The sequence below is a fragment of the Saccharopolyspora sp. NPDC050642 genome (genome assembly GCF_040654735.1).
Taxonomy (GTDB): Bacteria; Actinomycetota; Actinomycetes; order Mycobacteriales; family Pseudonocardiaceae; genus Saccharopolyspora; species Saccharopolyspora elongata.
On sequence record NZ_JBFAIN010000026.1, the window covers coordinates 91,844 to 112,776 of the forward strand.

At 69.7% G+C, this 20,933-nt stretch carries 29 protein-coding genes; 23 read left to right on the forward strand and 6 right to left on the reverse strand.

Features of this window, described 5'->3' with window-relative positions:
* Window positions 1–6: 6 nt before the first annotated feature.
* Window positions 7–360: a hypothetical protein gene (locus tag AB0H93_RS30735; RefSeq protein ID WP_358577103.1), complete on the reverse strand. Its 354-nt coding sequence runs from the start codon at window positions 358–360 to the stop codon at window positions 7–9.
* Window positions 361–545: 185 nt separating this feature from the next.
* Between AB0H93_RS30735 and AB0H93_RS30740 the strand changes: the two genes are divergently transcribed.
* From AB0H93_RS30740 to AB0H93_RS30750, 3 genes are all read left to right on the forward strand, one after another.
* Window positions 546–971 carry a Fur family transcriptional regulator gene (locus tag AB0H93_RS30740; RefSeq protein ID WP_358577106.1) on the forward strand — a complete coding sequence of 142 codons (426 nt, stop codon included), beginning with the start codon at window positions 546–548 and terminating at the stop codon, window positions 969–971.
* A gap of 33 nt (window positions 972–1,004) precedes the next feature.
* The gene (locus tag AB0H93_RS30745) at window positions 1,005–2,468 is read left to right on the forward strand and encodes a catalase (protein ID WP_358577109.1); all 1,464 of its coding nucleotides are present in this window, start codon (window positions 1,005–1,007) and stop codon (window positions 2,466–2,468) included.
* Window positions 2,469–2,578: 110 nt separating this feature from the next.
* A complete protein-coding gene (locus AB0H93_RS30750) occupies window positions 2,579–2,965 on the forward strand; it encodes an ankyrin repeat domain-containing protein (RefSeq protein ID WP_358577111.1) in 387 nt (128 codons plus the stop codon).
* 295 nt (window positions 2,966–3,260) lie between these two features.
* Here the strand turns inward: AB0H93_RS30750 and AB0H93_RS30755 are convergent, their stop codons facing one another.
* Window positions 3,261–3,845, reverse strand: coding sequence for a helix-turn-helix domain-containing protein (locus AB0H93_RS30755; RefSeq protein WP_358577114.1), 585 nt, complete (start codon window positions 3,843–3,845; stop codon window positions 3,261–3,263).
* Between the two features lie 87 nt (window positions 3,846–3,932).
* On the opposite strand from AB0H93_RS30755, the gene AB0H93_RS30760 reads away from it, so the two are divergent.
* Together AB0H93_RS30760 and AB0H93_RS30765 are read left to right on the forward strand one after the other, a co-directional pair.
* Window positions 3,933–4,601, forward strand: a complete 669-nt coding sequence (locus tag AB0H93_RS30760) for an NAD(P)H-dependent oxidoreductase (protein ID WP_358577117.1) — start codon at window positions 3,933–3,935, stop codon at window positions 4,599–4,601.
* The gene (locus AB0H93_RS30765) at window positions 4,598–4,921 is read left to right on the forward strand and encodes a multidrug efflux SMR transporter (protein WP_358577120.1); all 324 of its coding nucleotides are present in this window, start codon (window positions 4,598–4,600) and stop codon (window positions 4,919–4,921) included. The genes AB0H93_RS30760 and AB0H93_RS30765 overlap by 4 nt, the downstream gene beginning before the upstream one ends.
* Window positions 4,922–4,968: 47 nt before the next feature.
* Here AB0H93_RS30765 and AB0H93_RS30770 read toward each other — a convergent pair whose 3' ends face one another.
* Window positions 4,969–5,235, reverse strand: a complete 267-nt coding sequence (locus AB0H93_RS30770; protein ID WP_358577159.1) for a PQQ-binding-like beta-propeller repeat protein — start codon at window positions 5,233–5,235, stop codon at window positions 4,969–4,971.
* Between the two features lie 50 nt (window positions 5,236–5,285).
* On the opposite strand from AB0H93_RS30770, the gene AB0H93_RS30775 reads away from it, so the two are divergent.
* From AB0H93_RS30775 to AB0H93_RS30820, 10 genes are all read left to right on the forward strand, one after another.
* Window positions 5,286–5,510, forward strand: a complete 225-nt coding sequence (locus AB0H93_RS30775) for a hypothetical protein (RefSeq protein WP_358577169.1) — start codon at window positions 5,286–5,288, stop codon at window positions 5,508–5,510.
* 515 nt (window positions 5,511–6,025) lie between these two features.
* Window positions 6,026–6,862 (forward strand): hypothetical protein, encoded by an 837-nt coding sequence (locus AB0H93_RS30780; RefSeq protein WP_358577122.1) that lies wholly within the window; start codon window positions 6,026–6,028, stop codon window positions 6,860–6,862.
* Window positions 6,762–8,111 carry an IS607 family element RNA-guided endonuclease TnpB gene (tnpB, locus tag AB0H93_RS30785; protein ID WP_358577162.1) on the forward strand — a complete coding sequence of 450 codons (1,350 nt, stop codon included), beginning with the start codon at window positions 6,762–6,764 and terminating at the stop codon, window positions 8,109–8,111. Before AB0H93_RS30780 ends, tnpB begins: the two co-directional genes overlap by 101 nt.
* Window positions 8,112–8,162: 51 nt before the next feature.
* Window positions 8,163–8,249: a DUF5825 family protein gene (locus AB0H93_RS30790; RefSeq protein WP_358577164.1), complete on the forward strand. Its 87-nt coding sequence runs from the start codon at window positions 8,163–8,165 to the stop codon at window positions 8,247–8,249.
* Between the two features lie 24 nt (window positions 8,250–8,273).
* A complete protein-coding gene (locus tag AB0H93_RS30795; RefSeq protein WP_358577125.1) occupies window positions 8,274–9,488 on the forward strand; it encodes an MFS transporter in 1,215 nt (404 codons plus the stop codon).
* Window positions 9,489–9,574: 86 nt separating this feature from the next.
* The gene (locus AB0H93_RS30800; RefSeq protein WP_358577127.1) at window positions 9,575–10,087 is read left to right on the forward strand and encodes a toxin-antitoxin system HicB family antitoxin; all 513 of its coding nucleotides are present in this window, start codon (window positions 9,575–9,577) and stop codon (window positions 10,085–10,087) included.
* Window positions 10,088–10,161: 74 nt separating this feature from the next.
* A complete protein-coding gene (locus AB0H93_RS30805) occupies window positions 10,162–11,022 on the forward strand; it encodes a DUF4097 family beta strand repeat-containing protein (protein ID WP_358577129.1) in 861 nt (286 codons plus the stop codon).
* A gap of 226 nt (window positions 11,023–11,248) precedes the next feature.
* A complete protein-coding gene (locus tag AB0H93_RS30810; protein ID WP_358577167.1) occupies window positions 11,249–12,421 on the forward strand; it encodes a cytochrome P450 in 1,173 nt (390 codons plus the stop codon).
* Between the two features lie 106 nt (window positions 12,422–12,527).
* Window positions 12,528–12,962, forward strand: a complete 435-nt coding sequence (locus AB0H93_RS30815) for a hypothetical protein (protein ID WP_132482379.1) — start codon at window positions 12,528–12,530, stop codon at window positions 12,960–12,962.
* Between the two features lie 42 nt (window positions 12,963–13,004).
* Entirely contained in the window at window positions 13,005–13,247 is a 243-nt protein-coding gene (locus AB0H93_RS30820; protein ID WP_358577132.1) for a hypothetical protein, read from the forward strand.
* On the opposite strand, the gene AB0H93_RS30825 is transcribed toward AB0H93_RS30820, so the two are convergent.
* Window positions 13,234–13,422: a hypothetical protein gene (locus AB0H93_RS30825; protein WP_358577134.1), complete on the reverse strand. Its 189-nt coding sequence runs from the start codon at window positions 13,420–13,422 to the stop codon at window positions 13,234–13,236. The two genes, AB0H93_RS30820 and AB0H93_RS30825, sit on opposite strands and share 14 nt — an antisense overlap.
* A 52-nt stretch (window positions 13,423–13,474) precedes the next feature.
* Between AB0H93_RS30825 and AB0H93_RS30830 the strand changes: the two genes are divergently transcribed.
* From AB0H93_RS30830 to AB0H93_RS30845, 4 genes are all read left to right on the forward strand, one after another.
* Window positions 13,475–13,930: a MarR family transcriptional regulator gene (locus tag AB0H93_RS30830; protein WP_358577135.1), complete on the forward strand. Its 456-nt coding sequence runs from the start codon at window positions 13,475–13,477 to the stop codon at window positions 13,928–13,930.
* Window positions 13,931–13,936: 6 nt separating this feature from the next.
* Window positions 13,937–14,689, forward strand: a complete 753-nt coding sequence (locus AB0H93_RS30835; protein ID WP_358577137.1) for a protein phosphatase 2C domain-containing protein — start codon at window positions 13,937–13,939, stop codon at window positions 14,687–14,689.
* 121 nt (window positions 14,690–14,810) lie between these two features.
* Window positions 14,811–15,125 carry a hypothetical protein gene (locus AB0H93_RS30840; protein WP_358577139.1) on the forward strand — a complete coding sequence of 105 codons (315 nt, stop codon included), beginning with the start codon at window positions 14,811–14,813 and terminating at the stop codon, window positions 15,123–15,125.
* A 96-nt stretch (window positions 15,126–15,221) separates the two neighbouring features.
* A complete protein-coding gene (locus tag AB0H93_RS30845; RefSeq protein WP_358577141.1) occupies window positions 15,222–15,863 on the forward strand; it encodes a hypothetical protein in 642 nt (213 codons plus the stop codon).
* Between the two features lie 252 nt (window positions 15,864–16,115).
* Here the strand turns inward: AB0H93_RS30845 and AB0H93_RS30850 are convergent, their stop codons facing one another.
* The gene (locus AB0H93_RS30850; RefSeq protein ID WP_358577143.1) at window positions 16,116–17,003 is read right to left on the reverse strand and encodes a DUF72 domain-containing protein; all 888 of its coding nucleotides are present in this window, start codon (window positions 17,001–17,003) and stop codon (window positions 16,116–16,118) included.
* A gap of 193 nt (window positions 17,004–17,196) precedes the next feature.
* Entirely contained in the window at window positions 17,197–18,360 is a 1,164-nt protein-coding gene (locus AB0H93_RS30855) for a cytochrome P450 (protein ID WP_358577145.1), read from the reverse strand.
* A 140-nt stretch (window positions 18,361–18,500) separates the two neighbouring features.
* Between AB0H93_RS30855 and AB0H93_RS30860 the strand changes: the two genes are divergently transcribed.
* The 4 genes from AB0H93_RS30860 (at window position 18,501) to AB0H93_RS30875 (ending at window position 20,903) form a co-directional block, all read left to right on the forward strand.
* Complete coding sequence (locus tag AB0H93_RS30860; RefSeq protein ID WP_358577147.1) at window positions 18,501–19,442, forward strand: phosphate/phosphite/phosphonate ABC transporter substrate-binding protein; 942 nt, start codon at window positions 18,501–18,503, stop codon at window positions 19,440–19,442.
* 173 nt (window positions 19,443–19,615) lie between these two features.
* Window positions 19,616–20,347, forward strand: coding sequence for a GntR family transcriptional regulator (locus AB0H93_RS30865; RefSeq protein ID WP_358577149.1), 732 nt, complete (start codon window positions 19,616–19,618; stop codon window positions 20,345–20,347).
* Window positions 20,344–20,760, forward strand: a complete 417-nt coding sequence (locus AB0H93_RS30870; RefSeq protein WP_358577151.1) for a phosphonate C-P lyase system protein PhnG — start codon at window positions 20,344–20,346, stop codon at window positions 20,758–20,760. Before AB0H93_RS30865 ends, AB0H93_RS30870 begins: the two co-directional genes overlap by 4 nt.
* On the forward strand, window positions 20,760–20,903 hold the full coding sequence (locus AB0H93_RS30875; RefSeq protein ID WP_358577153.1) for a hypothetical protein: 144 nt from the start codon (window positions 20,760–20,762) through the stop codon (window positions 20,901–20,903). Before AB0H93_RS30870 ends, AB0H93_RS30875 begins: the two co-directional genes overlap by 1 nt.
* The last annotated feature ends 30 nt before the right edge of the window (window positions 20,904–20,933 follow it).

The window sequence follows — 20,933 nt, forward strand, 5'->3', positions numbered from 1 at the left end:
GGACGGCTAGACGTCGAGGTACCGGTGCCGGTCGTCGGCGGGTGAGATCAGGACTCGGCCTTCGCGGATCTGCCATTCGCTGGTGCCGTCGATCTCGTGGCTCGCGAGGAACAGGCCCCGGACCCGGTCGCCGTCCTCGTCGGAGGCGGGGACCCGGGCGATCTCGGTGAGCTGGTCGAGCAGCCAGCTCACCGCGAGCTCCCGGACGTCGCCGCCGTAGAAGGCGTAGCAGGTCCAGTTGAAGTGCCGCCGGGGCAGGCCCCAGCCGTGGGAGTAGTGGTCGTCGTCGTGCGCGGAGATGATCTCCCGGATGGCGGCGAGCTGCTTCTGGTCGCACTCCAGCCAGCCTCTGATCGACACGTAGACACCCACTCGTCAGCCCTCCGTCACTCACACGGGTCATCATGATCTTCGGGCATATTCGGTCCGTTTGACCAGGTCGCGCTGGGTGCGGGGCTGGCGAGTGGGGTTCATCGCCGCTGCCGGAGGTGTACCGCGCGGGTCTTTATTTGATTCGTTCCAGAAAAGCTGGTAGGTATGGGGGCATGCCGTCCATCGATGCCGTCGCCCTCCTCAAGGGGGCGTCGTTGCGGGTGACCCGTCCGCGGGTTGCCGTGCTCACGATGGTCTCGGACAATCCGCATGCGGACACCGACACCATCGCGACGGTGGTCCGTCGCGAGCTGGGTTCGGTGTCGACCCAGGCGGTCTACGACGTCCTGCGCGCGCTGACCGAGGCGGGCCTGGTCCGTCGCATCGAGCCGGCCGGTTCGCCCGCCCGGTTCGAGACGCGCGTGGGCGACAACCACCACCATCTGGTGTGCCGCAACTGCGGCGCCATCGCCGACGTCAACTGCGCGGTTGGCGAGGCGCCCTGCCTGCACACCGAGGACCCGCACGGATTCGTGCTCGACGAGGCCGAGGTGACCTTCTGGGGCATCTGCCCCGACTGCCTCTCCCGTGCCGAGTGAGCCAGCCAACATCCCACCACCGAGGAGCGAGTTTTGCCCGAGAACAACCAGAAACCGTTGACCACGGTGGCCGGTGCGCCGGTCCCTGACAACCAGAACTCCCTGACCGCCGGTCCGCGCGGCCCGATGCTGCTGCAGGACGTCTGGTTCCTGGAGAAGCTGGCGCACTTCGACCGCGAGGTCATCCCGGAGCGCCGGATGCACGCCAAGGGCTCGGGCGCTTTCGGCACCTTCACGGTGACCAACGACATCACCCAGTACACCAAGGCGAAGATCTTCTCCGAGGTCGGCAAGAAGACCGACCTGTTCGTCCGGTTCTCGACCGTCGCCGGCGAGCGCGGCGCGGCCGACGCCGAGCGCGACATCCGCGGCTTCGCGCTGAAGTTCTACACCGACGAAGGCAACTGGGACATCGTCGGCAACAACACCCCGGTGTTCTTCTTCCGCGACCCGCTGAAGTTCCCCGACCTCAACCACGCCGTGAAGCGCGACCCGCGCACCAACCTGCGCAACGCCGAGAACAACTGGGACTTCTGGACCAACCTCCCCGAGGCGCTGCACCAGGTCACGATCGTGATGTCGGAGCGCGGCATCCCGGCGTCCTACCGCCACATGCACGGCTTCGGCTCGCACACCTACAGCTTCATCAACGACGAGGGCGAGCGGTTCTGGGTCAAGTTCCACCACCGCACCCAGCAGGGCATCAAGAACCTGACCGACGCCGAGGCCGAGGAGCTCATCGGCAAGGACCGCGAGTCGCACCAGCGCGACCTCTTCGACGCGATCGAGCGCGGCGACTTCCCGAAGTGGAAGCTGTACGTGCAGATCATGCCGGAGGCCGACGCCGACACGTACAAGTACCACCCGTTCGACCTGACCAAGGTGTGGTCCAAGAAGGACTACCCGCTGATCGAGGTCGGCGAGTGGGAGCTCAACCGCAACCCCGACAACTACTTCGCCGACGTGGAGCAGGCCGCGTTCACCCCGGCGAACGTGGTGCCGGGCATCAGCTTCTCGCCCGACAAGATGCTGCAGGGCCGGTTGTTCTCCTACGGTGACGCCCAGCGGTACCGCCTGGGTGTGAACCACCACCAGATCCCGGTCAACGCGCCGAAGAACCCGGTGAACTCCTACCACCGCGACGGTGCCATGCGCATCGACGGCAACCAGGGCGCCACCCCGGGCATCGAGCCGAACTCCTACGGCCGCTGGCAGGAGCAGGCCTCCTACCGCGACCCGGTGCAGGCCGTGGGTGCCGTCGCCGACCGGTTCAACTACCGCGAGGACGACGACAACTACTTCGAGCAGCCCGGCATCCTGTTCCGCAACATGTCGCCGGAGCAGCAGCAGGTGCTCTTCGAGAACACCGCGCGGGCGATCGACGGCGCCTCGCAGGCGACCATCGAGCGGCACATCGCCAACTGCACCAAGGCCGACGCGGCCTACGGTGAGGGCGTCCGCAAGGCGATCGAGGCCCTGGCCGCGAGCAAGGGCTGACGCCGCCTAGGTCTTCGACCTGGACAGCAGGAACGGCGGCCACGGGAAGCCGTGGCCGCCGTTCCCGTTCCGGAACCGGAATTCTCAGACGTGATCAGGAAGAGCTGCTGATGAGCCACGGTGGACTGACCCCGGAGCAGACCGAGCGCGTCGTGGCGATCGCCATGGACCTGGCCCGGGAAGGCGAAACCGCGCAGCTGGCGGAGTTCGTCGACCACGGACTCCCGGTCGACGTGGCCGACCAGGGCGGCAACACCCTGCTCATGCTCGCGGCCTACCACGGGCACGCCGGAACGGTGCGCGCGCTGCTCGACCGCGGCGCGAATCCCGACCTGCGCAACGAGCGCGACCAGGCGCCGATCGCCGGTGCGCTGTTCAAGGGCGCAGATGAGGTGGTGGCCGTGCTCCGCGAGGCCGGCGCGGACCTCGACGCGGGGACGCCCAGCGCGCGGGCCGCCGCCACCATGTTCGGCCGGGAGCACCTCCTCGCCGACTGAGGTGCGACCTCCTCGCATTGATTTCACTTGCCCTGAGGTTTTTCCAGCCTCGATTTGCGTGGCGGTGCGGGTAGCGGAACCTCAGAGGCTCCCTGGACTGTGGGTGCCCCTCCTGATCCAATACACGGCGGAGGGGCCGTCCTCGCCAGGAAGCCTCTGAGAACCCGCGGCGGTGCCAGTGTCGTAGGTGGGCTATGCGCCTGCGGCGCATGCGACACCCCATCGACGTGCAGCTTTGCGACCCGCGACTGCGGGCCGACCAGGATGAAAAACGCTCCCTGCAAGGCTTCTGTCCTCATAGGATTCTGCGGGCCAATTCCGCCAAGGCCGCTTTGATCCGCTTCGCCTCCATTCCCAGGGTTTCGTGCTGGTGCCGGAAGACCTCCGGGGCCAGCGGCGCCAGCAGGGAGTCCGTCAGGGATTCCGGGTCTGCCAGGGAAGATTCCGCGAGCAGCGAGCGGACGTGCGCCCGCCAGAACCCGTAGGCGCCCGTCTCGAACCGGGATCTGCCCACTTCGGTGCCCAGGACCAGGTGGATGTGCCGCTCCAGCAGGTCGACCATGGTCTCGTAGAAGGCCGCCAGGCGCTCGGCCGGCGGCGCGCCCGGTCCCAGCGGCGGGTCGCCGCGCAGCAACTTCTCCTGCAGCGCCCGCTCGTGCTCGTCCAGCAGGGCCGTGGCGATGGAGGCGCGATCCGGGTAGCGGCGGTACAAGGTCGCGCGTCCCACGCCGGCTGCGTTCGCGATGTCCTCCATCGTCACGCTCTGGGCGCTGCGGGTCGCGAACAGCTCCTCCGCCGCGGCCAGGATGCGGGCGCGGTTGCGGGCCGCGTCCGCGCGCTCCCGCCCGCGCTGGTTCGGTCGCAGCAGGTCACCGTCCATGAGGGCAGCCTAGGGAATATCCGGACATCGCGTCCAGTTATGGTCGGTGACGCAACCGGACACGCTGTCCACTTGAAGGAGTCGACCATGCTGCTCCACCTCGACGCCAGCGCGCGAAGCCGCTCGTTCTCCCGGGCGCTCACCGAGCGGTTCGCCCTCGCCTGGCAGGCCGCCAACCCCGGTCAGGACTACGTCCACCGAGACCTCGCCGCGGAGCCGGTGCCGCCGATCGGGCAGGCGTGGACCGAGATCTGCGACGACCTCCTGCGGCACGGGATCACCGAGCCCGACCGCTACCGCGAGGCCGTCCGCACGCCGGAGCAGCGCGCCGCGTGGGCCGTGCTCGAACCGCTGCTGTCCGAGCTGCTCGCCGCCGACGTCGTGCTCATCGGCAGCCCCATGTACAACTTCTCGATCCCCGCGGCGCTGAAGCTGTGGATCGACCAGGTCACGTTCCCGCGGATGTCCCTGGCCGGCCGGTCCTTCGTGGTCGTGAACGCGCGCGGTGGGTCCTACCTCCCGGGAACGCCCCGGGAGCCGGTCGACCACCAGGAGCGGTACCTGCGGGACTTCTTCGCCGGGCACTTCTCGGTCGACGACGTCACCTTCATCAACTCCGAACTCACCAACGCGCTGGTCGATCCGCGGATCGAGCACCTCGCGGAGCAGCAGCGGGCTTCCGCGACGTCGGCGGAGCAGCGGGTGGACGCGGTCGTCGCGGAACTGTCGGCGCGACGCGCGGGAGGCACGCGGTGAACTGGCTGCTGCTGATCGCGGCGGGACTGGTCGAAGTGGCCTGGGCGCAGAGCATCAAGCCCACCGAGAACTTCACCAAGCCCCTGCCGACGCTGCTGAGCCTCGTGCTCTGCGCTGCCGCCGTCTACCTGTTGTCGCGGGCGATGAACACGGTGCCGGTCGGCACGGCGTACCTGGTCTTCACCGGGATCGGGGCGGCGGGGGCGATCGTGCTCGGCATCCTCCTCTACCGGGATCCCGTCAGCCTCGGGCGGATCCTCGCGCTCGCGCTGATCGTGGGCGGCGTCGCGCTCGCCAGGGTGAGCGAGACGGCCCAGTAGAACCGGACACGGCCGACGACGCGCGCGTCATCGGCCGTGTCCGGTAGCTATGTGGCGACCGCGTACAGGTAGTTGTCGTTGCCACCGACGTACACCACGCCATCTGCGACGGTGGGACCTGCGGCCACGTTGGCGTTGATGAAGTCCGTCGTCCACCGCGCTTCTCCGCTGGCCGCGTAGAGCGCGTGCGGGTTCTGCTCGCCACCTGCGTAGATCACTCCGTTCGGAGAAGCGGGCCTGACCGGCGGATTCGCGCATCCGGATTCCGAGTTCCCCCGAAACTCGTTGGCGCGGAAGGTTTTCCGGTGACCAATTGACGGCGACCCCGGCGAACGGCCGGGACCGAACCGGAATGGGAGCTCGCATGAAACGCCTTTCGAGACGCTCGTTCGGCGAACTGGGGATTCGCCTGGGAATCCGCATCGACCGGAACCGGGAAGTGCGCGACGAGGAGCGGATTCCGGCCGGCCGCACCGGCACCTTCCGCGCATTGGCGCGTTCGGCATTGGCCGGAGCCGCGCGAGCCGGTGCCGTATTGGCGGAATCCGCGGTGACGGCACTGATCGTCGCGCTGTTCCAGAACCTGTAGCTGGCAATGCCGACAACGGGAGCAAAAGCATCCGGCGAACGGTCTTCGCTCCCGATCTCCGGTGGGAAAACCGAGAAAACTGCGGGTGATTCGCGTTCTCCGTTCGGGGCGATCGGGTGAATTCCGGTTTGCGCGCGGTGCCCGGCGGTCGGCATCGTTGGGCGACTCGGGCCTTGTCCTAGGAGGACATCGTTTCGGCAGACGGGTTATCGGGGGAGGGGGTGAAGTCTGTGAAGAAGACGACCGTGCACAACGACCCGAAGGCGATCGGCGGGACCGGCACCTCGGGGGTGCGGGTTTCGAAGTGACGCCGGCGGGGCCGGTGGGGTGCCGCCCCACCGGCCCTCCGGCCCGCTCGGAAGGTGACCGGATCGCATGGACGTGACACTGGTGAACATGCCGTGGGCCTCGGTCGGCTACCCGTCGCTGGCCTGCGGAATCCTGAAGACCGCCGTCGAACGCGGTGGGGTGCACCGCGTTCGGGTGGTCGCGCGAACCTCGACTTCTTCGACTGGATGCACCAGAACCTGGGCACCCGGCTGCGCGAGTACGACTTCTTCTCGCTGGACTCCTACTTCGAGGGCTGCGGGGACTGGGTCTTCACCGCCGCCCTGCACGGGGTGCGCGGCTGGCGCGCCGCGGAGTTCCGGGAGGCGATGACCGGGCGCATCGACGCGGACCGGCTGGAGCTGTGCCTGCGGCTGCACGACCTGGTGCCCGACTGGATCTCGGCCTACGCCAAGGAAATCGCCGACACCGCGGGCGGCCTGATCGGGTTCACCACCACGTTCCAGCAGAACACCGCTTCACTGGCGCTGGCCCGCGAGCTCAAGCGGCTGGACCCCGCGTCGCGGATCGTGTTCGGCGGCGCCAACTGCGACGGCCCGCAGGGCGCCGCCTGGCACCGCAACTTCGAGTTCGTCGACTTCGTCGTGCGCGGGGAAGGGGAACTAGCGCTGCCCGCGCTGGTCGAACACCTCGACCGCGGCGGTGACCCGGCGCGCATTCCAGGTCTGTGCCCCGGATTTCGACGGCTACCTGGAGCGGTTCGCCGAATGCGCCGCCGCGGTCGAGACCGAACCCAAGCTCGTGGTGGAGGGCGCCGCGCGGCTGCTGGTGGGGCGAGAACTGCTCGGTCGAATGTGCCGAGAGGCGGGGAATGTGGCGGTTTGGCGGTTCGTGGGGATTGTCGGTGCCGGTCGGTACTGTTCGGCGTTGATGAGCACGGTGTTGCAGGCGTACCGGTTCGCGCTGGACCCGAATCCTGGGCAGGAGTCGGCGTTGCGGTCGCATTGTGGCGCGCAGCGGTTCGCGTTCAACTGGGCGTTGGGGTGCATCAAGGCCAAGGTTGATCAACGGAAAGCTGAAGCATCTTACGGCCTGGACGGGGATGAGTTGACGCCGTCTGTGAGCTGGTCGGCCTACAGCTTGCGGAAGGACTGGAACCAGGTCAAGGACGCGGTTGCGCCGTGGTGGCAGGAAAATTCGAAGGAGGCGTACTCGTCTGGCTTGGCCAATCTGGCGGCCGCGCTGAAGAACTGGGGCGACTCGAACAAGGGTCGACGCAAGGGCCGCAAGGTCGGGTTCCCGAGGTTCAAGGGCAGGCGGGCTGGGTTGTCGTGCCGGTTCACTACCGGCAGCTTCGGTCTCGACCGTGACCGGCGGTACGTCAAACTGCCCCGAATCGGGGTGGTGCGCACAGATGAGTCCACTCGCAAGCTCGCTCGTCATCTGGAATGCGGGAGGGCGCGGATCCGATCGGCGACGGTGTCGTATCGGGCGGGGCGTTGGTTCGTGTCGTTCTCGGTGGAGATCACCCGTGACGATCCCGCCCCTGTCCAGCCGGGTGTGACGGTGGGTGTGGATCTCGGGATCAAGTCCCTCGCCGTGCTGTCCACCGGAGAGGCGATCGCCAACCCGAAGCACCTCGAAGTGGCACAACGCGAGTTGCGACGGTTGCAGCGTCAGGCTTCGCGACGTCAAGGCCCGGACCGGCGTACCGGGCAGAAGCCGTCGAATCGTTGGCGGAAGACTCAAGCCCGCATCGTCAGGCTTCACATCATGGTGGCCAACGCGCGCCGTGACGGACTGCACAAGCTCACCACCCGGCTTGTGCGGACTTTCGGAGCGATCGTGTTGGAAGACCTCAACGTGGCGGGCATGACGAAAAACCGCCGCTTGGCGCGGCAGGTTGCGGGTGTCGGCATGGCCGAACTCCGACGACAGGTCGAGTACAAAGCCTCCTGGTCTGGTGTGTACGTGCACGTCGCGGACCGGTGGTATCCCAGCTCTAAAACGTGTTCGGATTGTGGCGTGGTGAAAGCCAAGCTGCGCCTGTCCGATCGTGTTTTCACCTGCTCTTCCTGCGGGATGAGCATGGATCGTGATCTCAACGCGGCCCACAACCTCGCCAAGCTTGCTGAGGCCACGACGTCCTCCCCGAGTTGCGGGGCGACAGTAAACGAGCCCGATGGAAACCCACACAAGACCCGCACCACGCGGGCAGCGGGTATCGCCACGGGAAGACTCGCGCCGAAGGGCACGGGCCAACGTCGGCACCGCAAGGTGTCGGCTCACGACACGCTTTCACACGTTTCGTGAACGGCGAGAAGCACCACTGCACGTTCGTTCTGCGGCCTCAACGGGTCGTTCATGCGCCTGCTGGTCCGCGCGGGCGGGCTGCGCTGGTGGGCACCGGCCCGGCTGCGGCGCTGGCCGGTGCCCGCGATGGTGGTCTGAACGGCGGGGGGAGGCGGCTTGCGGATGAGTGGTCCGGCAGCGGGGGTCCGTTCCCGGCCGTTCGGGCTCCTGCTCGGTGCTTGGGCCGTTTCGTCGGTCGGCGATGGGATCCGGGCGGCGGCGTTGCCGCTGTTCACGGCGGTGAGCACGCGCGATCCGGTGGCCGTTTCGGCGGTTGCGGCGGCGACCGTGCTGCCGTGGCTGCTGGTCGCCTTGCCCGCGGGCGCGATGGTCGACCGGTGGCGGCCCCGGCACGCGCTGATCTGCGCGCACGCCTTCCGCTGCGCCGTCACGTTCGCGCTGGCCGGCCTGATCCACACCGGCAACGCCGGGCTACCCGTGTTGCTGGTGTGCGGTTTCCTGCTCAGCAGCGCGGAAACGTTCGCCGATTCGGCGGCGCAGACGCTGCTGGTGTCGTTGGCCGGATCGACGGAGCTGGAACGCGCCAACGGCCGGTTCGTCAGCGTGGAGACCGCCGGTGTCGAGATCGCGGGCCCGTTGGCGGCGGCGGCGCTGTTCGCGTGGGATCCCGCGCTGTGCTTCGCGGCGAACGCGCTCGCGCTGGGGCTGGCGCTGCTCCTGGTGATCGCCGTGCCCGGGCAGGCGGCACCGCCGCAGGCGCGCGAAGCGACGTCGTTGCGCGCGGAAGTGCTTGCGGGGCTGCGCTTCCTGGTGCGCAGCCCGGACTTGCGTGCGGTCGTCGGCGTCGTCGGCGTGACCGCGCTGCTCACCAGTGGCGTCAACGCGGTGGCGTTCCTGTTCGCGATCGAGTCGCTGCGCTTGCCAGCGGCGTCCGTGCCGACGCTGCTGGTCTGCACCGCGATCGGCACGCTGCTGGCCGCCCCGGTCGCGTCCCGGCTGGCCGGCCGGCTGGGTGGCGGATCGGTGATGATCGGCGCCTTGTTCGTGCTGGCCGCGGGAATCGCGCTGCTCGGGGTGGTGCGGGCACCGGGCGGCGCGTGGGTCGCGTACTTCGTCATGGGGCTGGGTGCGGGCGCGTGGAACGTGCTGTCCGCGGCCAACCGCCAGCGCCTGACGCCGCGCCCGATGATGGGCCGGGTGACCAGCGCGCACCGGGTGCTCGCCTGGGGCCTGATGCCACTGGGTGCCGCGCTCGCCGGGCCGCTCGCCGAAGTCACGTCGCTGCGCGCGGTGATCCTCGGCGCGGCGTTGCTGACGGCCGCGGTGGCCATCGCCGCCACGCCGCGCCTGCGCAGCGTCGGCCAGCAGAAACGCTGATCGTTCTCGGTCGCGGACCCGGGACCGCGCCGCGTCGAGTGCCATGGATGTTTGCACTGGTGCCAAATTGGTGCCATGATGGTGCCATGGATATTGGGGTGTATGTCGACGGCATCCGGCGGGAGCTGGCCGTCGCCGCCGAAGTCGGTGGTGACGATGCGCGGGAGCTCGCCGAGCGGCTCACGACGCCATTGGAGTCCGCCCTCCGGCTGACGCTGCTGGACGCGTTGTCGTCGGCTGCCGACGAGATCACCCGCGAGCTCGCGCCGGGATCGGTGGACCTGCGGTTCCGCAGCGGGGAACCGGAATTCGTCGTGACGGCGCCACCGGTGGCCCACGGCGCGGCGGCCGACGAAGGCGAGAGCGCGCCGGCGGAGGTCCGGCCGGTCCTGGAGGCCGACGAAGGCGCCATGTCGCGGATCAACGTCCGGATGCCCGAAAGGCTCAAGGCCCGCGTAGAGGAAGCGGCCGGGCGAGAAGGGCTGTCGGTCAACGCGTGGCTCGTCCGGGCCGCCGCCGCTGCGGTGGAACCCGCCGAGCGGCCCGCGGGGCGCGGCACCGGCCGGCGCGGACAGCGCTACACCGGGTGGGCGCGCTAGCGGCGCGCTCCGACCCGTACACCCCACGTCCTACCAGCGAGGACGCTCACCGAACACGATCTGAGGGGACAGCCATGCCAACTTTCGACACTCCGGAACCGATTTCCGCCACGATCGACGTCGTCCTGGGCGACGTGCGGATCGTCGCCGCCGACCGGGCCGACACCGTCGTCGACGTGCGGCCGACCGACCCGTCCCGGAAGGCCGACGTGCGGGCGGTGGAACTGACCCGCGTCGAGTTCTCCGATGGCGAGCTGCTGGTCAAGACGGAGAAGCGGTGGCGGCACTACGGCCCGCGCGACGGCGGATCGGTCGAGGTGCTGATCGAGCTGCCGACCGGGTCGCAGGTGCGCGGCGAGTCGGCGCAGGGGGACTTCCGCGGCGAGGGACGGCTCGGCGAGTGCCGGTTCCGGACCTCGGTCGGCGCCATCCGGCTCGACGCCACCGGCCCGCTGAACGCGAAGACCGCCACCGGAGCGGTCGCCGTCGACCGCGTGGCGGGCCCGGCCGAGGCCGCCACCGGGTCCGGCGAGCTGCGGATCAGGCGGGTCGACGGTGCCGGGGTGTTCAAGAACTCCAACGGGGAGACCCGGATCGGCGAGATCGGCGGGGAAGCGCGGTTGAGCGCGGCCAACGGCAGCATCACCGTCGAGAAGGCGCGCGACTCCGTCCGGGCCAAGACCGCCAACGGCGACATCCGGATCGGCGAAGTCGCGCGCGGCGCGGTCGAGCTGGACGTGTCGGTGGGGGAGCTGGAGATCGGCATCCGCGAAGGGACCGCCGCGTACCTGGACCTGAACACCACGGTCGGTCGCGTGCACAACTCGCTGGACAGCGTCGACGCGCCGGGAGATGCGGAGGAGACCGTCGAGGTCCGCGCCAACACGGTGAGCGGTGACATCATCGTGCGCCGCTCCTCGCTCGCCGACGAATGATCGGCGAATAGGCCCCGAAAAGCACCACGCCGCCGTGCTTTCCGGCGGCGACCTTCGCCAGGACCGAGGTCCTGCGCCACGATCCCGGCCCTTGACGCGGCCGATGTTCGCGCGGATGCGCTTCCCGCTGCCCTGGCTCCGCCCGGTGCCGGTCCTGATCGGACGCACCCGTTTTTCCTTTTATCCCGACGAAAGGGAAATACCCGTGATAATCGATGCTGCCCGCATGGCGGTCGACCCGCAGCACTTCTGGCTGCGCGGCGAGAAACCGGCGAGCCCGATCGACTTCGACGAAGAACGAGGCGTGTGGAACGTCCACGGCCACCCGGAGGCGGTCGCGGTCCTCAGCGATCCGAAGACGTTCTCCTCCGACATCACGCGGGTCATGCCGATCGAGCTCGACCCGGCCTTCCTCGAGGGCGACCTGACGCAGATGGACCCGCCGCAGCACCGCAAGCTGCGGCGGTTGGTCAGCCACGCGTTCACCCCGAAGATCGTGGCCGACCTCGAACCGCGGATCGCCGCGCTGACGCACGAACTGCTCGACGCGGTGGCCAGCCGGGGCCGGCTCGAACTGGTCGCGGATCTCGCCTACCCGCTGCCGGTGATCGTCATCGCCGAACTGCTGGGCGTGCCCAGCAGCGATCGAGATCTCTTCCGGAAATGGGTGGAGGAGCAGCTCAGCGGCGGCCAGCAGCTCTCGGTCTCCGCCCAGGGCGAGGAGCAGCTGCGCGAGATGAACGCATCGCTGGAAAGCATGCGGCAGATCTACGACTACCTCCTCGAACACGCCGCGGAGCGGCGGCGGAACCCCCGCGAGGACCTGCTGACCCAGCTGGTGCAGGCGGAGATCGACGGCGAACGGCTCACCGACAACGAGGTTGCGAACTTCGCCAACCTCCTGCTGGGCGCCGGGCACATCACCACCACGATGTTGCTGGGCAACACGGTGATGTGCCTGGACGCGCACCCGGAGCAGGCGGCGCGGGTGCGCGCGGACCGCGCGCTGGTGCCGGGCGCCATCGAGGAATCGCTGCGCCTGCTGACCCCGTTCGCGCTCACCTACCGGGCGACGATGACCGAGACCGAGGTCGGCAGCCGACGGGTGCCCGCGGACCAGGTGCTTTCGGTGTGGCTCGGGGCGGCCAACCGCGACGGCCGGGCGTTCGCCGATCCGGACGCCTTCGACCCGGCCCGCGACCCCAACCCGCACATCGCGTTCGGGCGCGGCATCCACTTCTGCCTGGGCGCGCCGCTGGCCCGGCTGGAGGGCCGGATCGCGATGAACATCCTGCTGGACCGCTTCCCGGTGCTGCGCACGGATCCGGCGAACCCGCCGGTCCTCATGCCGGGCACGGACATGATCGGCGCGACTTCGCTGCCCTTGCTCACCGAATAACGCGTTCGGCTGCTCCCGGCCGGAAAAAGGGTCGGCGCGATGGGACGGCGTGGCAAGATCGCCGTCGAAATCCATGCCGGTTCGCGGCCGATTGCTGGGAGGAATCGTGGCGACCTGGGAAGACCTTCTCGAATTCGTCCGGACCGAATACCGGGTCGTCCCCGGTGAGGCGGAGGAAGGCGAGCCCGAGTACCGGATCATCGAGGACAGCGAGGACGAGATCCGGCTCCTCGTCGAGTACGAGGACGACCGGAGCCAGATCGTCATCGTCTGCCACGAGCGGCTCGACGGCCGCGAGGACTGGGTGCAGGTCGTGTCGGTGATCGGCCTGGCCGAGAGCGTCAACCTGCGGAAACTGCTGGAAGAGCTGGGGCAGACCTCGGTCGTGTGCGGGGCGCTGATCATCGGGGACCACGTCGTGCTCCGGCATTCGCTGCCGCTGCTGAACCTCGACATCAACGAGTTCACCGATCCGCTGAACTTCGTCGCGGAAACCGCGGACCATCTCGAAGAGCTCTTCTTCCGCAACGACGACCACTGACCCGTTTCGCGCATTTCGGGGCATTTGGGGTTGAATGGGGGAATGGGATTCTTCCAGAACTCGAAAGCCGATCTCGGCGCGATGGCCGCCGCCGCTCTCGAAGCGGAGCGGCGGCGGTTCACCGTTCGCCTGGTGGCGCTGTCCGGCAGCAAGGACGACGCGATCGATCCGTGGTCGGAGCGGATCGAGGCGATCGAGGACGAGGGCTGGGAGCTCGACCGGTTCTCGGTGGCGCCGAACGAGAAGGGCTGGGTCGAGGCGTACGTGCTGTTCAAGCGGAGTTGAGCGGCTCGATTTGTTGAGCGGGTGCTGGTTTGGTCGCGATCGCGGTGGCGGGCGGGTCGGTGCTGGCCGCCGCGGTGATCCCGCGGTCGGCGCCCGGGGCGTGCTGGCGGCAGATGCGCGAGTCGACGCGAGCAGGTAGTTGCAGGCGCATGATAAATGCTTGCACGCGCTTCATAACCGCGCAAGCTGCTATAGTCGTAGGAGGTACGCATCACGGGAGGTGTGCGGTGGGGATCGCCGACGACGCCGTCGAGATTCGGGCGCACGGCTGGCGCACGCTCGCCGCGCTCCACGGGGCGCTCGAAACCGCGCTGGAGAAGGCGCTGCAGGCCGGGCACGGGCTGTCGGTCGTCGAGTACACCGTCCTGGACGCCCTGAGCAGGCAGGACGGCTGGCACATGCGGATGCAGCAGCTCGCCCGCGCCACGGCGCTCAGCGGCAGCGCGACGACCCGGCTGGTCAACCGGCTGGAAGACCGCGAGCTGCTCACCCGGGTCCTGTGCAAGGACGACCGCCGCGGCATCTACACCGAGCTGACCGACGCGGGCCGGGCCCTGTGGGAGCAGGCCCGCCCCACCCACGACGAAGCGCTAGAGAAGGCGCTGGTCGAAGCCGAGCGGCTCCCGGAGCTCGCGCCGCTGGTGGCAGCGCTGCACAACCTGCCGCAGCGGCCCGGCGGCTGACAGGGCGTGCGGGCGACGCAGGCGACGATCGCCACGCCCGGCCGGCCGAACGAGGACTACCTGGCCACCGGGCCCGATTGGGCGTTCGTCCTCGACGGCGCGACTGCTCCGTCCGGAGTGGACAGTGGCTGCGTGCACGACGTGCCCTGGCTGGTACGTCGACTCGGCGGCGAGCTGGCGCAGCGGCTGGCGGCGTCGGACCGGACAGCCGTCGAGCTCCTCGCCGACGCGATCCGCGCGACCTGCGCAGCGCACGCGGACACCTGCGACCTGCGAAACCCGTCGAGTCCCTCGGCAACCGCGGCGCTGCTGCGGCTGCGCGGCGACGACCTGGAGTACCTCGTGCTCGCCGACAGCCCGATCGTGCTCGACGTGGCGGGCGAACCCCGGCCGATCATCGACGACCGGATCGAACACCTGCCCGGTTACACGCTCGAAGCGGTCCGCGACCTGCGGAACCGGCCGGGCGGATTCTGGGTCGCCAGTACGAAGCCCGAAGCGGCGTACGAAGCCGTGCACGGCGTGCTCCCGGCGCCCGACGTGCGCCGGGCGGTGCTGCTCACCGACGGCGCGTCCCGCTACGTGGACCGCTTCGGCCTCGGCGACTGGACCGACCTGCTGGACCTCGTGGAGCAAGCCGGCCCGGCCGAGCTGCTGCGCCGGGTGCGAGCCGCGGAAGCAGCGGAAACCCCGGCGGAAAGCCGCAGGCGAAGGGGAAAACCCCACGACGACGCCACCGCGGTGTTCTTGCGCTTCTGAACCCGCCACGATCCGGGCGCGGGTCTGCTCTGTTCGAGCGGAAAACCGCTTGAACGGTTCCGCCGCGCCGGACGCCCGGTACTGAATTGTGGAGTGCAGCCCAGTGCGTGGAGGACGCCGGATGAATCGTGAGCAGCGTGGTGTCGTCAAGGCGGTGTCGGTGATCGCGGCGGCGCTCTGGATCGTGCTCGGATTGCGTTTCGGCTGGCCGGCGTGGCTGTGGCTGGCGCTGGTCGCCGCGACGTGCGTCGCTCCGTGGGTGATCTTCTGGCAATACCGGCGCTGGCAGGACCGGGAGCTCGCGGCGGAGCCCCCGGCCGCCGAAGCCGCCGAACCGCGGGAGCGGCCGCAAGCGGCCGAGCGGTCGTTATCGGGCCTGCCGATGCGAAGCGCGCACCCGGACTACAAGTTCTTGTTCTCCGGCAAGGTGTTCTGATACTCGAAGCCGGACGCGCCGGGGCTGCCGCACGCCGACCCCGGCGGGCTGGCCATCGACCTGGTCCTGGAGCAGGCCGCCCACTTCGTGGCGGAAGTGCCGCCTGACGAGGGCGAGCTCGCGCAGCACCGGCTGAACGCCGCGCTCGGCGTGGAACGCTCCGATCCGTCCGGGCGCGTGGCGGCTTGGGCCGGCGACGTGCGGCTCGAACTGCCCGGCTCCGACGCGGACCGGCTGCATCGCCTCGCCGAGGCGCGCAAGCAGGAAGAGCTCTGGGAACGCGCGCGGAACCACGAGCGCGAAAAGCGCGCCTACCTGGCCGAAGACGTGCTGAAGAATCCCGGCAGCGCGCTGGTCTGGTGGTTGGCGAGGGAAGACGGCAACGTCGACGAAGCGGTCCGCCAGATCGCCAACCTGCGGAGGCTCACCGCCGCCGCGCACGACACCCGGATCCCGGACCCGGACCTCCACCCTCCACAGTGGATTACCGCGATGCCGGGCGACCAGCACACGATGCGCTCGTTCCGGCTGGAGGAATTCGAGGTCCAGGGCAGCAGGCTGGGCGCGTCGCAGCACGTGCTGGCCGCGATCGAAGGCCTGGCGACGGGGGAGGAACGCGCGGCGCTCGGCCGCCGGGTGGCGGAGGTCCTGGCGGCGCACGGCCACGACGAGCTGGCGGAACTGGTCCGGAGCACCTTCGACGACCGCCCGGAACTCCCGGGCCCGGAAGCGCCCTGACGGGCCGTCTGGTCAGGCTTGGGCCTGGCGGACCTGAGATCCGGGTTCGGTCCTCGAAGCGGCGGAGCCGTGTGGTGCGGGGCGCCGCTTTCGCGCGAAACCGGCGCGCAGGGCGAGTGCCGAACAACATCAACGGCGACCTTCGCAATGCGCAGCCTTGCGGAACACCCGGAGACGGATCGGACGACATGTCGCGGACGGGACTGCGCTGCTCCTAGCGCCGAACGATGCAGTCGTCGAGCAGGCCTGCGTTCAGAGGTCCGCGCAGCGTTCGGCGAGGGACATCGCGTCGTGGGGCGCGTGGGCCTTCACGTCGTTGTCGAAGTACGCGTAGACGTCTCGGCCCTTGGTCGTTGGGGCCGGGGCGGCGACCGTGTGCTTGGTCCTGGGGCACTTGCCCTCGTGCCACGACCTGATCAACTTCGCCCAGTGGTCCAGGTCATCGGCGCTGTAGCCGCTCGCGTACAGCTCCTCGGCGCCGTGGAAGCGGAGGTAGACGAAGTCGCTCGTGACGTCCTCCAGGTGCGGCCAGGCCCCCGCCGCGTCCGCCACCACCAGGCCGATGTCGTGGCTGCGGAGCAGCTCGACCGCCTCGGCGGAGGCGAAGCCGGGATGGCGGACCTCCAGCGCGTGGCGCAGCGGCCGATCCGCGTCGGTCTCGGTGAGCGAGCGGCCCGCGAGCCGATCGTCGTGCCGAGCGGCCAGCGCAGCGGCCGCGGCGGTGCTCCGGGGGAGGAGGCGGAAGAACGCCGTCAGGCGTTCGACGTCGACGCCCAGCGACGGCGGGAGCTGCCAGAGCAGCGGCCCGAGCTTCGAGCCGAGGGCGAGGATGCCGGAGGCGAAGAAGTTCGCCAGCGGCGTTTCGGCGTCGTGGAGCCTTTTCATGTGGGTGATGTAGCGGCTTCCCTTGACCGCGAACAGGAAGTCGTCCGGGGTCTGCGCCGCCCAGCGGCGGTAGGTGTCCGGGCGTTGCAGGGAGTAGAACGACGCGTTGACCTCCGCCGAGCCGAGCCGGCTCGAGAGGTACTCCAGTTCGGCGCCGCGGCGCAGATCGCGCGGGTAGAACGGACCGTGCCAGGGGCCGTACACCCAACCGGACGTGCCGATCCGGATCCTGCGCGATGCGGAACGAGCTCGCATGATCCTTCCCGCGGTATCCGCCGGTCCGCCGACCGGCGGGTCTCCGAGCATCGGACTACCCACCCCGGCCCGGCGCGGCACGTCGGAACGGGATTTCCCGACTTGACCAAGGGCCCGTTCGGTGCGCGGGCACGTGGGCGGACCATTCTGAAACGAGCTCTGGAGTCGGATGCCTTCGGTCAGGCGGCGGTCGTCAGCAGAGGGTGACCGGGAGGGTCCGGAGGCCGCGGTTGCGGAAGGAGTTCCGCCACTGCAGCTCCTCCTCCGGCACCGCCAGCGCTAGGTCCGGGAACCGGCTCAGCAGCGCGCCGAAACCGATCTCCCCCTCCATCCGTGCCAGCGACGCCCCGAGGCAGAAGTGCGGCCCGTGTCCGAACGCCAGGTGCGGATTGTCGGCGCGGTCGAGGTCCAGGCGCTCCGGGTCGGCGTAGCGGTCCGGGTCGTGGTGCGCCGACACCAGCGAGAGCAGCACCGTCTCCCCGGCCGGGATGGTCACACCGCCGATCTCGACGTCGGTGACCGGGAATCGGCGGATCGCCACCTGCGGCGGCGGATCGAACCGCAGCAATTCGTCCACAGTGGCCGGTGTGACTCCGCTGCGGGCTTCGGCGAGCGCCGACGGTCGCGTCAGCAACGCGGCGAGCCCGTTGCCCAGCAGGTTCACCGTGTTCTCGTAGCCGGCGAACAGCACGAGGAACGCCGCCGACGTCAGCTCCTCCTCGCTGAGCCGGTCCTCCTCGTCGCGGAGCTCGATCAGGCTGCTGAGGAAGTCCGCGCCGGGATTCGCGCGCTTCGCCGCGATCAGTTCGAGCAGGTAGCCGTACAGCGCCTGGAGCGATTCGCGGGCCTGGTCGGGAGTCTCGGGCGCGAGCATGCCGTCGGTCCACGAGCGGAAGTCGGGCCGGTCGGCGGCGTCCACGCCGAGCAGCTCGCAGATCACCGTGATCGGCAGCGGCGCGCAGTAGGACGCCATCAGGTCCGCTTCTCGCTGCCCGTCCAGGGCGTCCAGCAGCTCGTCGGCGATCTGCCGGACCCGCGGGCGCAGCGGCTCGATCCGGCGCGGGGCGAACGCCTTGCCGATGATCCGGCGCAGCCTCGTGTGCTCCGGCGCATCCATGTTGAGCAGGTTCGCGTCCAGCGCGGGCGGCAGCGAGAAGCCGCGGTAGCCGCCGCCGGAGTGCTTCTTGTCCAGCGACAGCCGCGCATCGGCCAGCGCCGCGCGCACGTCCGCGTAGCGGGTGACCAGCCAGATCGATGTGCCGTCCGGGGCGGTCGCGCGGTGCACGGGACCCTCTTCGCGGAGGCGGGCGTAGGTGGCGCGGGGAGCGGTGACGAAGGCGGAGTCGATCTCGATCACGGTGTCGAAGCTACGCGAGTTGTCAGGTCAGATGCGCCGGACCGTCCGCAGCCGTTCGGCTCGGTGTAACCGGGAGCCGGTCACCGCTCCACCTGGTTTCCGCACGCTGACCGCGCACCTCAGCGATGGAAGGACCTGCCATGTTCAAGACCTCCCGGCGGTTGCTCACCGTCCTCGCCTGCGCGGCGCTGCCGCTGGGCCTGACCGCCTGCGGCCCGAGCGCGGCCACCGAGCAGGGCGGCGCGCGCAACCCCGACGAGCTGGTGTTCGCCTCGATCCCGACGGAGGACTCCACCAGCCTGGAGCAGGAGTTCCGGCCGCTGATCGACATGCTGGCGAAGGAGACCGGCAAGAAGATCCGCGTGGAGAAGGCCACCGACTACGCGGCGGTCATCGAGGGCCAGCGCACCGGCAAGATCGACATCGCGATGTACGGGCCGCTGTCGTACGTGGTAGCGAAGAACAGCGGGGTGCGGATCAGCCCGCTCGGCGCTCAGGTGGAGACCAAGGGCGGGGCACCCGGCTACCGGTCCTACGGCGTGGTCAAGGCCGATTCGCCGATCCAGCGCATCGAGGACTTCCGGGGCAAGCAGGTCTGCTTCGTCGACCCCAACTCGACCTCCGGCTACCTCTACCCGAAGGCGGCGCTGCAGAAGGCCGGGATCGACGCCGAACGCGATGTCAAGCCGGTGCTGGCCGGCGGGCACGACGCGTCCGCGCTGGGCGTGACCAGCGGCCAGTGCGACGCCGGGTTCGCCTACGACGCGATGGTCGACAAGCTGCTGCCGGAGAAGGGCGGCATCAAACCCGGTGACCTGCGGGTGGTGTGGCGCTCGGAGCTGATCCCGGGCTCGCCGGCCGCGATCGCCGACGACCTCGACCCGGCCCTGAAGAGCAAGGTCGTGGAGGCGTTCGGGACCAAGGCCAACGCCGACTACCTCAAGGCGAACGGATTCTGCACGGCGGACGACTGCGAGGTCGGCGGCTACTGGGGCTTCGTCCCGGCCGACGACGCGACGTTCAACAGCGTCCGCGACGTCTGCGGCACCACCCGCGACAAGCAGTGCACCGAAGGCAGCTGACACCCGACCGTCCGATGGGGACCGCAGTTTCAATTGAAACTGCGGTCCCACTGCTTTCGGCACCCGCCCTACCAGCGGGTACGCGACAAGTGTCCGGGGTGTTCACCTTCGCGGTTCTGCGCGTTGGGTTCGGCGAAGTTGTCCGGACAAGCTGGGCGCGCAGGCTTCCGGGCGTGGTCAGAAGCCGGTACGTGGAGATAGCCGACACCCTCGCCGCCGAGCTCGCGCAGCTGCCCGCCGGCAGCCGGATCGCCGGCGAGCACGAGATCGCCGCCCGGTTCGAGGTGGGGCGGGCGGCGGCCCGCGCCGCCATGCAGGAGCTGGAACAGCGGCTGCTGGTTCGCCGGGTGCGAGGAGCCGGCACCTTCGTGAACCGGCGCATCGACTACGTGATTTCCCAGCGGCGGGCCCCGTCGTGGCACCAGACGGTGCGCGAGGCGGGTGCCGAGCCGCGCTCGGTCGTGCGCGACGTGCGGCGCGCTCCGCTGCCCGCCGCCGAGGCCGAGTTGCTGGAGCGGCCCGCCGGCAGCCCGGCCAGCCTGCTGATCCGCCAGTACTACGTGGACGACCTGCTGCACGGATGGTCGAACGAGTGGATCCCGGCCGACGTGCTGCCCGACGTCGAGATCGCGGTGCACAGCGTCGAATCGGTCGACTCGATCCTGCGCCAGATGGGCGGGGTCCGGCCGGTGCGCTCCTGGTGCCGGGTCAGCAACGCGCTGCCGGAGCCCGAGGTCGTCGCGGGCCTGGAGATCGAGTCCGGCCGCCCGGTGTGGCTGGTGGAGAGCGTCAGCCGGGACTCGGGCACCGGACTTCCGGTGTTGTTCAGCCGCTCCTGGTCGCGCCCAGATTCCGCCCGGATCGTCGTCGAGATGGACGGGCCGTACCAACCGGAGGACGAGTGAACAGGGAACAGCGTGCCGCGCTGCTCGCCGCGGCCGAACCGGCCGAGGTGATCGAGCTGGCCGATGCCTGCCTGGAGGTGGCGCCGCCGCCGAAGGTGCTGGTGTCGCCGGAGGTCGGCTGCGTGTCGGTGCAGGTGCGGGAACCGATCGTGCGGGACCGGTTCCTGCTCGGCGACGTGCTCGCCTGCCGCGCCGAGGTGGAGCTGGACGGGGCCCGCGGCTGGGCGATGCGGCTCGGCGACGACCGGGCCGCCGCGCTGGCCGCGGCGATCCTCGACGCCGCCGTGGAATCCGGCCGGGCGCGGGCCGAGGTCGAACAGCTCTGCGCGCGGGTCGCGGAGCGGCAGCGGCTGGCCGAGGACACCGAGTGGGCCGAACTGGCCCCGACGATCGTCGAGTTCGAGGAATTGTGATGACTGCGACCACTTCCTTGTCGCCCGAGCAGGCGCAACTGGTCTTCCGCGCCGTGCTGGACGCCCTGTCCCGCCCGGGCGAGGTGCTCCGGTTCCCCGCAATTTCCATTGAAATCGAACCTTCGATTTCAATGGAAAATTAGGACCACCCGGTTACGGAGGCGTTGTTTCCG

Bases quoted from the DNA above. Each gene is read 5' to 3' on its own strand.
- AB0H93_RS30740 (WP_358577106.1), top strand. From the start codon at position 546: ATGCCGTCCATCGATGCCGTCGCCCTCCTCAAGGGGGCGTCGTTGCGG.
- AB0H93_RS30750 (WP_358577111.1), top strand. From the start codon at position 2,579: ATGAGCCACGGTGGACTGACCCCGGAGCAGACCGAGCGCGTCGTGGCG.
- AB0H93_RS30755 (WP_358577114.1), bottom strand. From the start codon at position 3,845: ATGGACGGTGACCTGCTGCGACCGAACCAGCGCGGGCGGGAGCGCGCG.
- AB0H93_RS30760 (WP_358577117.1), top strand. From the start codon at position 3,933: ATGCTGCTCCACCTCGACGCCAGCGCGCGAAGCCGCTCGTTCTCCCGG.
- AB0H93_RS30775 (WP_358577169.1), top strand. From the start codon at position 5,286: ATGAAACGCCTTTCGAGACGCTCGTTCGGCGAACTGGGGATTCGCCTG.
- AB0H93_RS30780 (WP_358577122.1), top strand. From the start codon at position 6,026: ATGCACCAGAACCTGGGCACCCGGCTGCGCGAGTACGACTTCTTCTCG.
- AB0H93_RS30790 (WP_358577164.1), top strand. From the start codon at position 8,163: ATGCGCCTGCTGGTCCGCGCGGGCGGGCTGCGCTGGTGGGCACCGGCC.
- AB0H93_RS30795 (WP_358577125.1), top strand. From the start codon at position 8,274: ATGAGTGGTCCGGCAGCGGGGGTCCGTTCCCGGCCGTTCGGGCTCCTG.
- AB0H93_RS30800 (WP_358577127.1), top strand. From the start codon at position 9,575: ATGGATATTGGGGTGTATGTCGACGGCATCCGGCGGGAGCTGGCCGTC.
- AB0H93_RS30805 (WP_358577129.1), top strand. From the start codon at position 10,162: ATGCCAACTTTCGACACTCCGGAACCGATTTCCGCCACGATCGACGTC.
- AB0H93_RS30810 (WP_358577167.1), top strand. From the start codon at position 11,249: ATGGCGGTCGACCCGCAGCACTTCTGGCTGCGCGGCGAGAAACCGGCG.
- AB0H93_RS30820 (WP_358577132.1), top strand. From the start codon at position 13,005: ATGGGATTCTTCCAGAACTCGAAAGCCGATCTCGGCGCGATGGCCGCC.
- AB0H93_RS30825 (WP_358577134.1), bottom strand. From the start codon at position 13,422: ATGAAGCGCGTGCAAGCATTTATCATGCGCCTGCAACTACCTGCTCGC.
- AB0H93_RS30840 (WP_358577139.1), top strand. From the start codon at position 14,811: ATGAATCGTGAGCAGCGTGGTGTCGTCAAGGCGGTGTCGGTGATCGCG.
- AB0H93_RS30850 (WP_358577143.1), bottom strand. From the start codon at position 17,003: ATGCGAGCTCGTTCCGCATCGCGCAGGATCCGGATCGGCACGTCCGGT.
- AB0H93_RS30860 (WP_358577147.1), top strand. From the start codon at position 18,501: ATGTTCAAGACCTCCCGGCGGTTGCTCACCGTCCTCGCCTGCGCGGCG.
- AB0H93_RS30875 (WP_358577153.1), top strand. From the start codon at position 20,760: ATGACTGCGACCACTTCCTTGTCGCCCGAGCAGGCGCAACTGGTCTTC.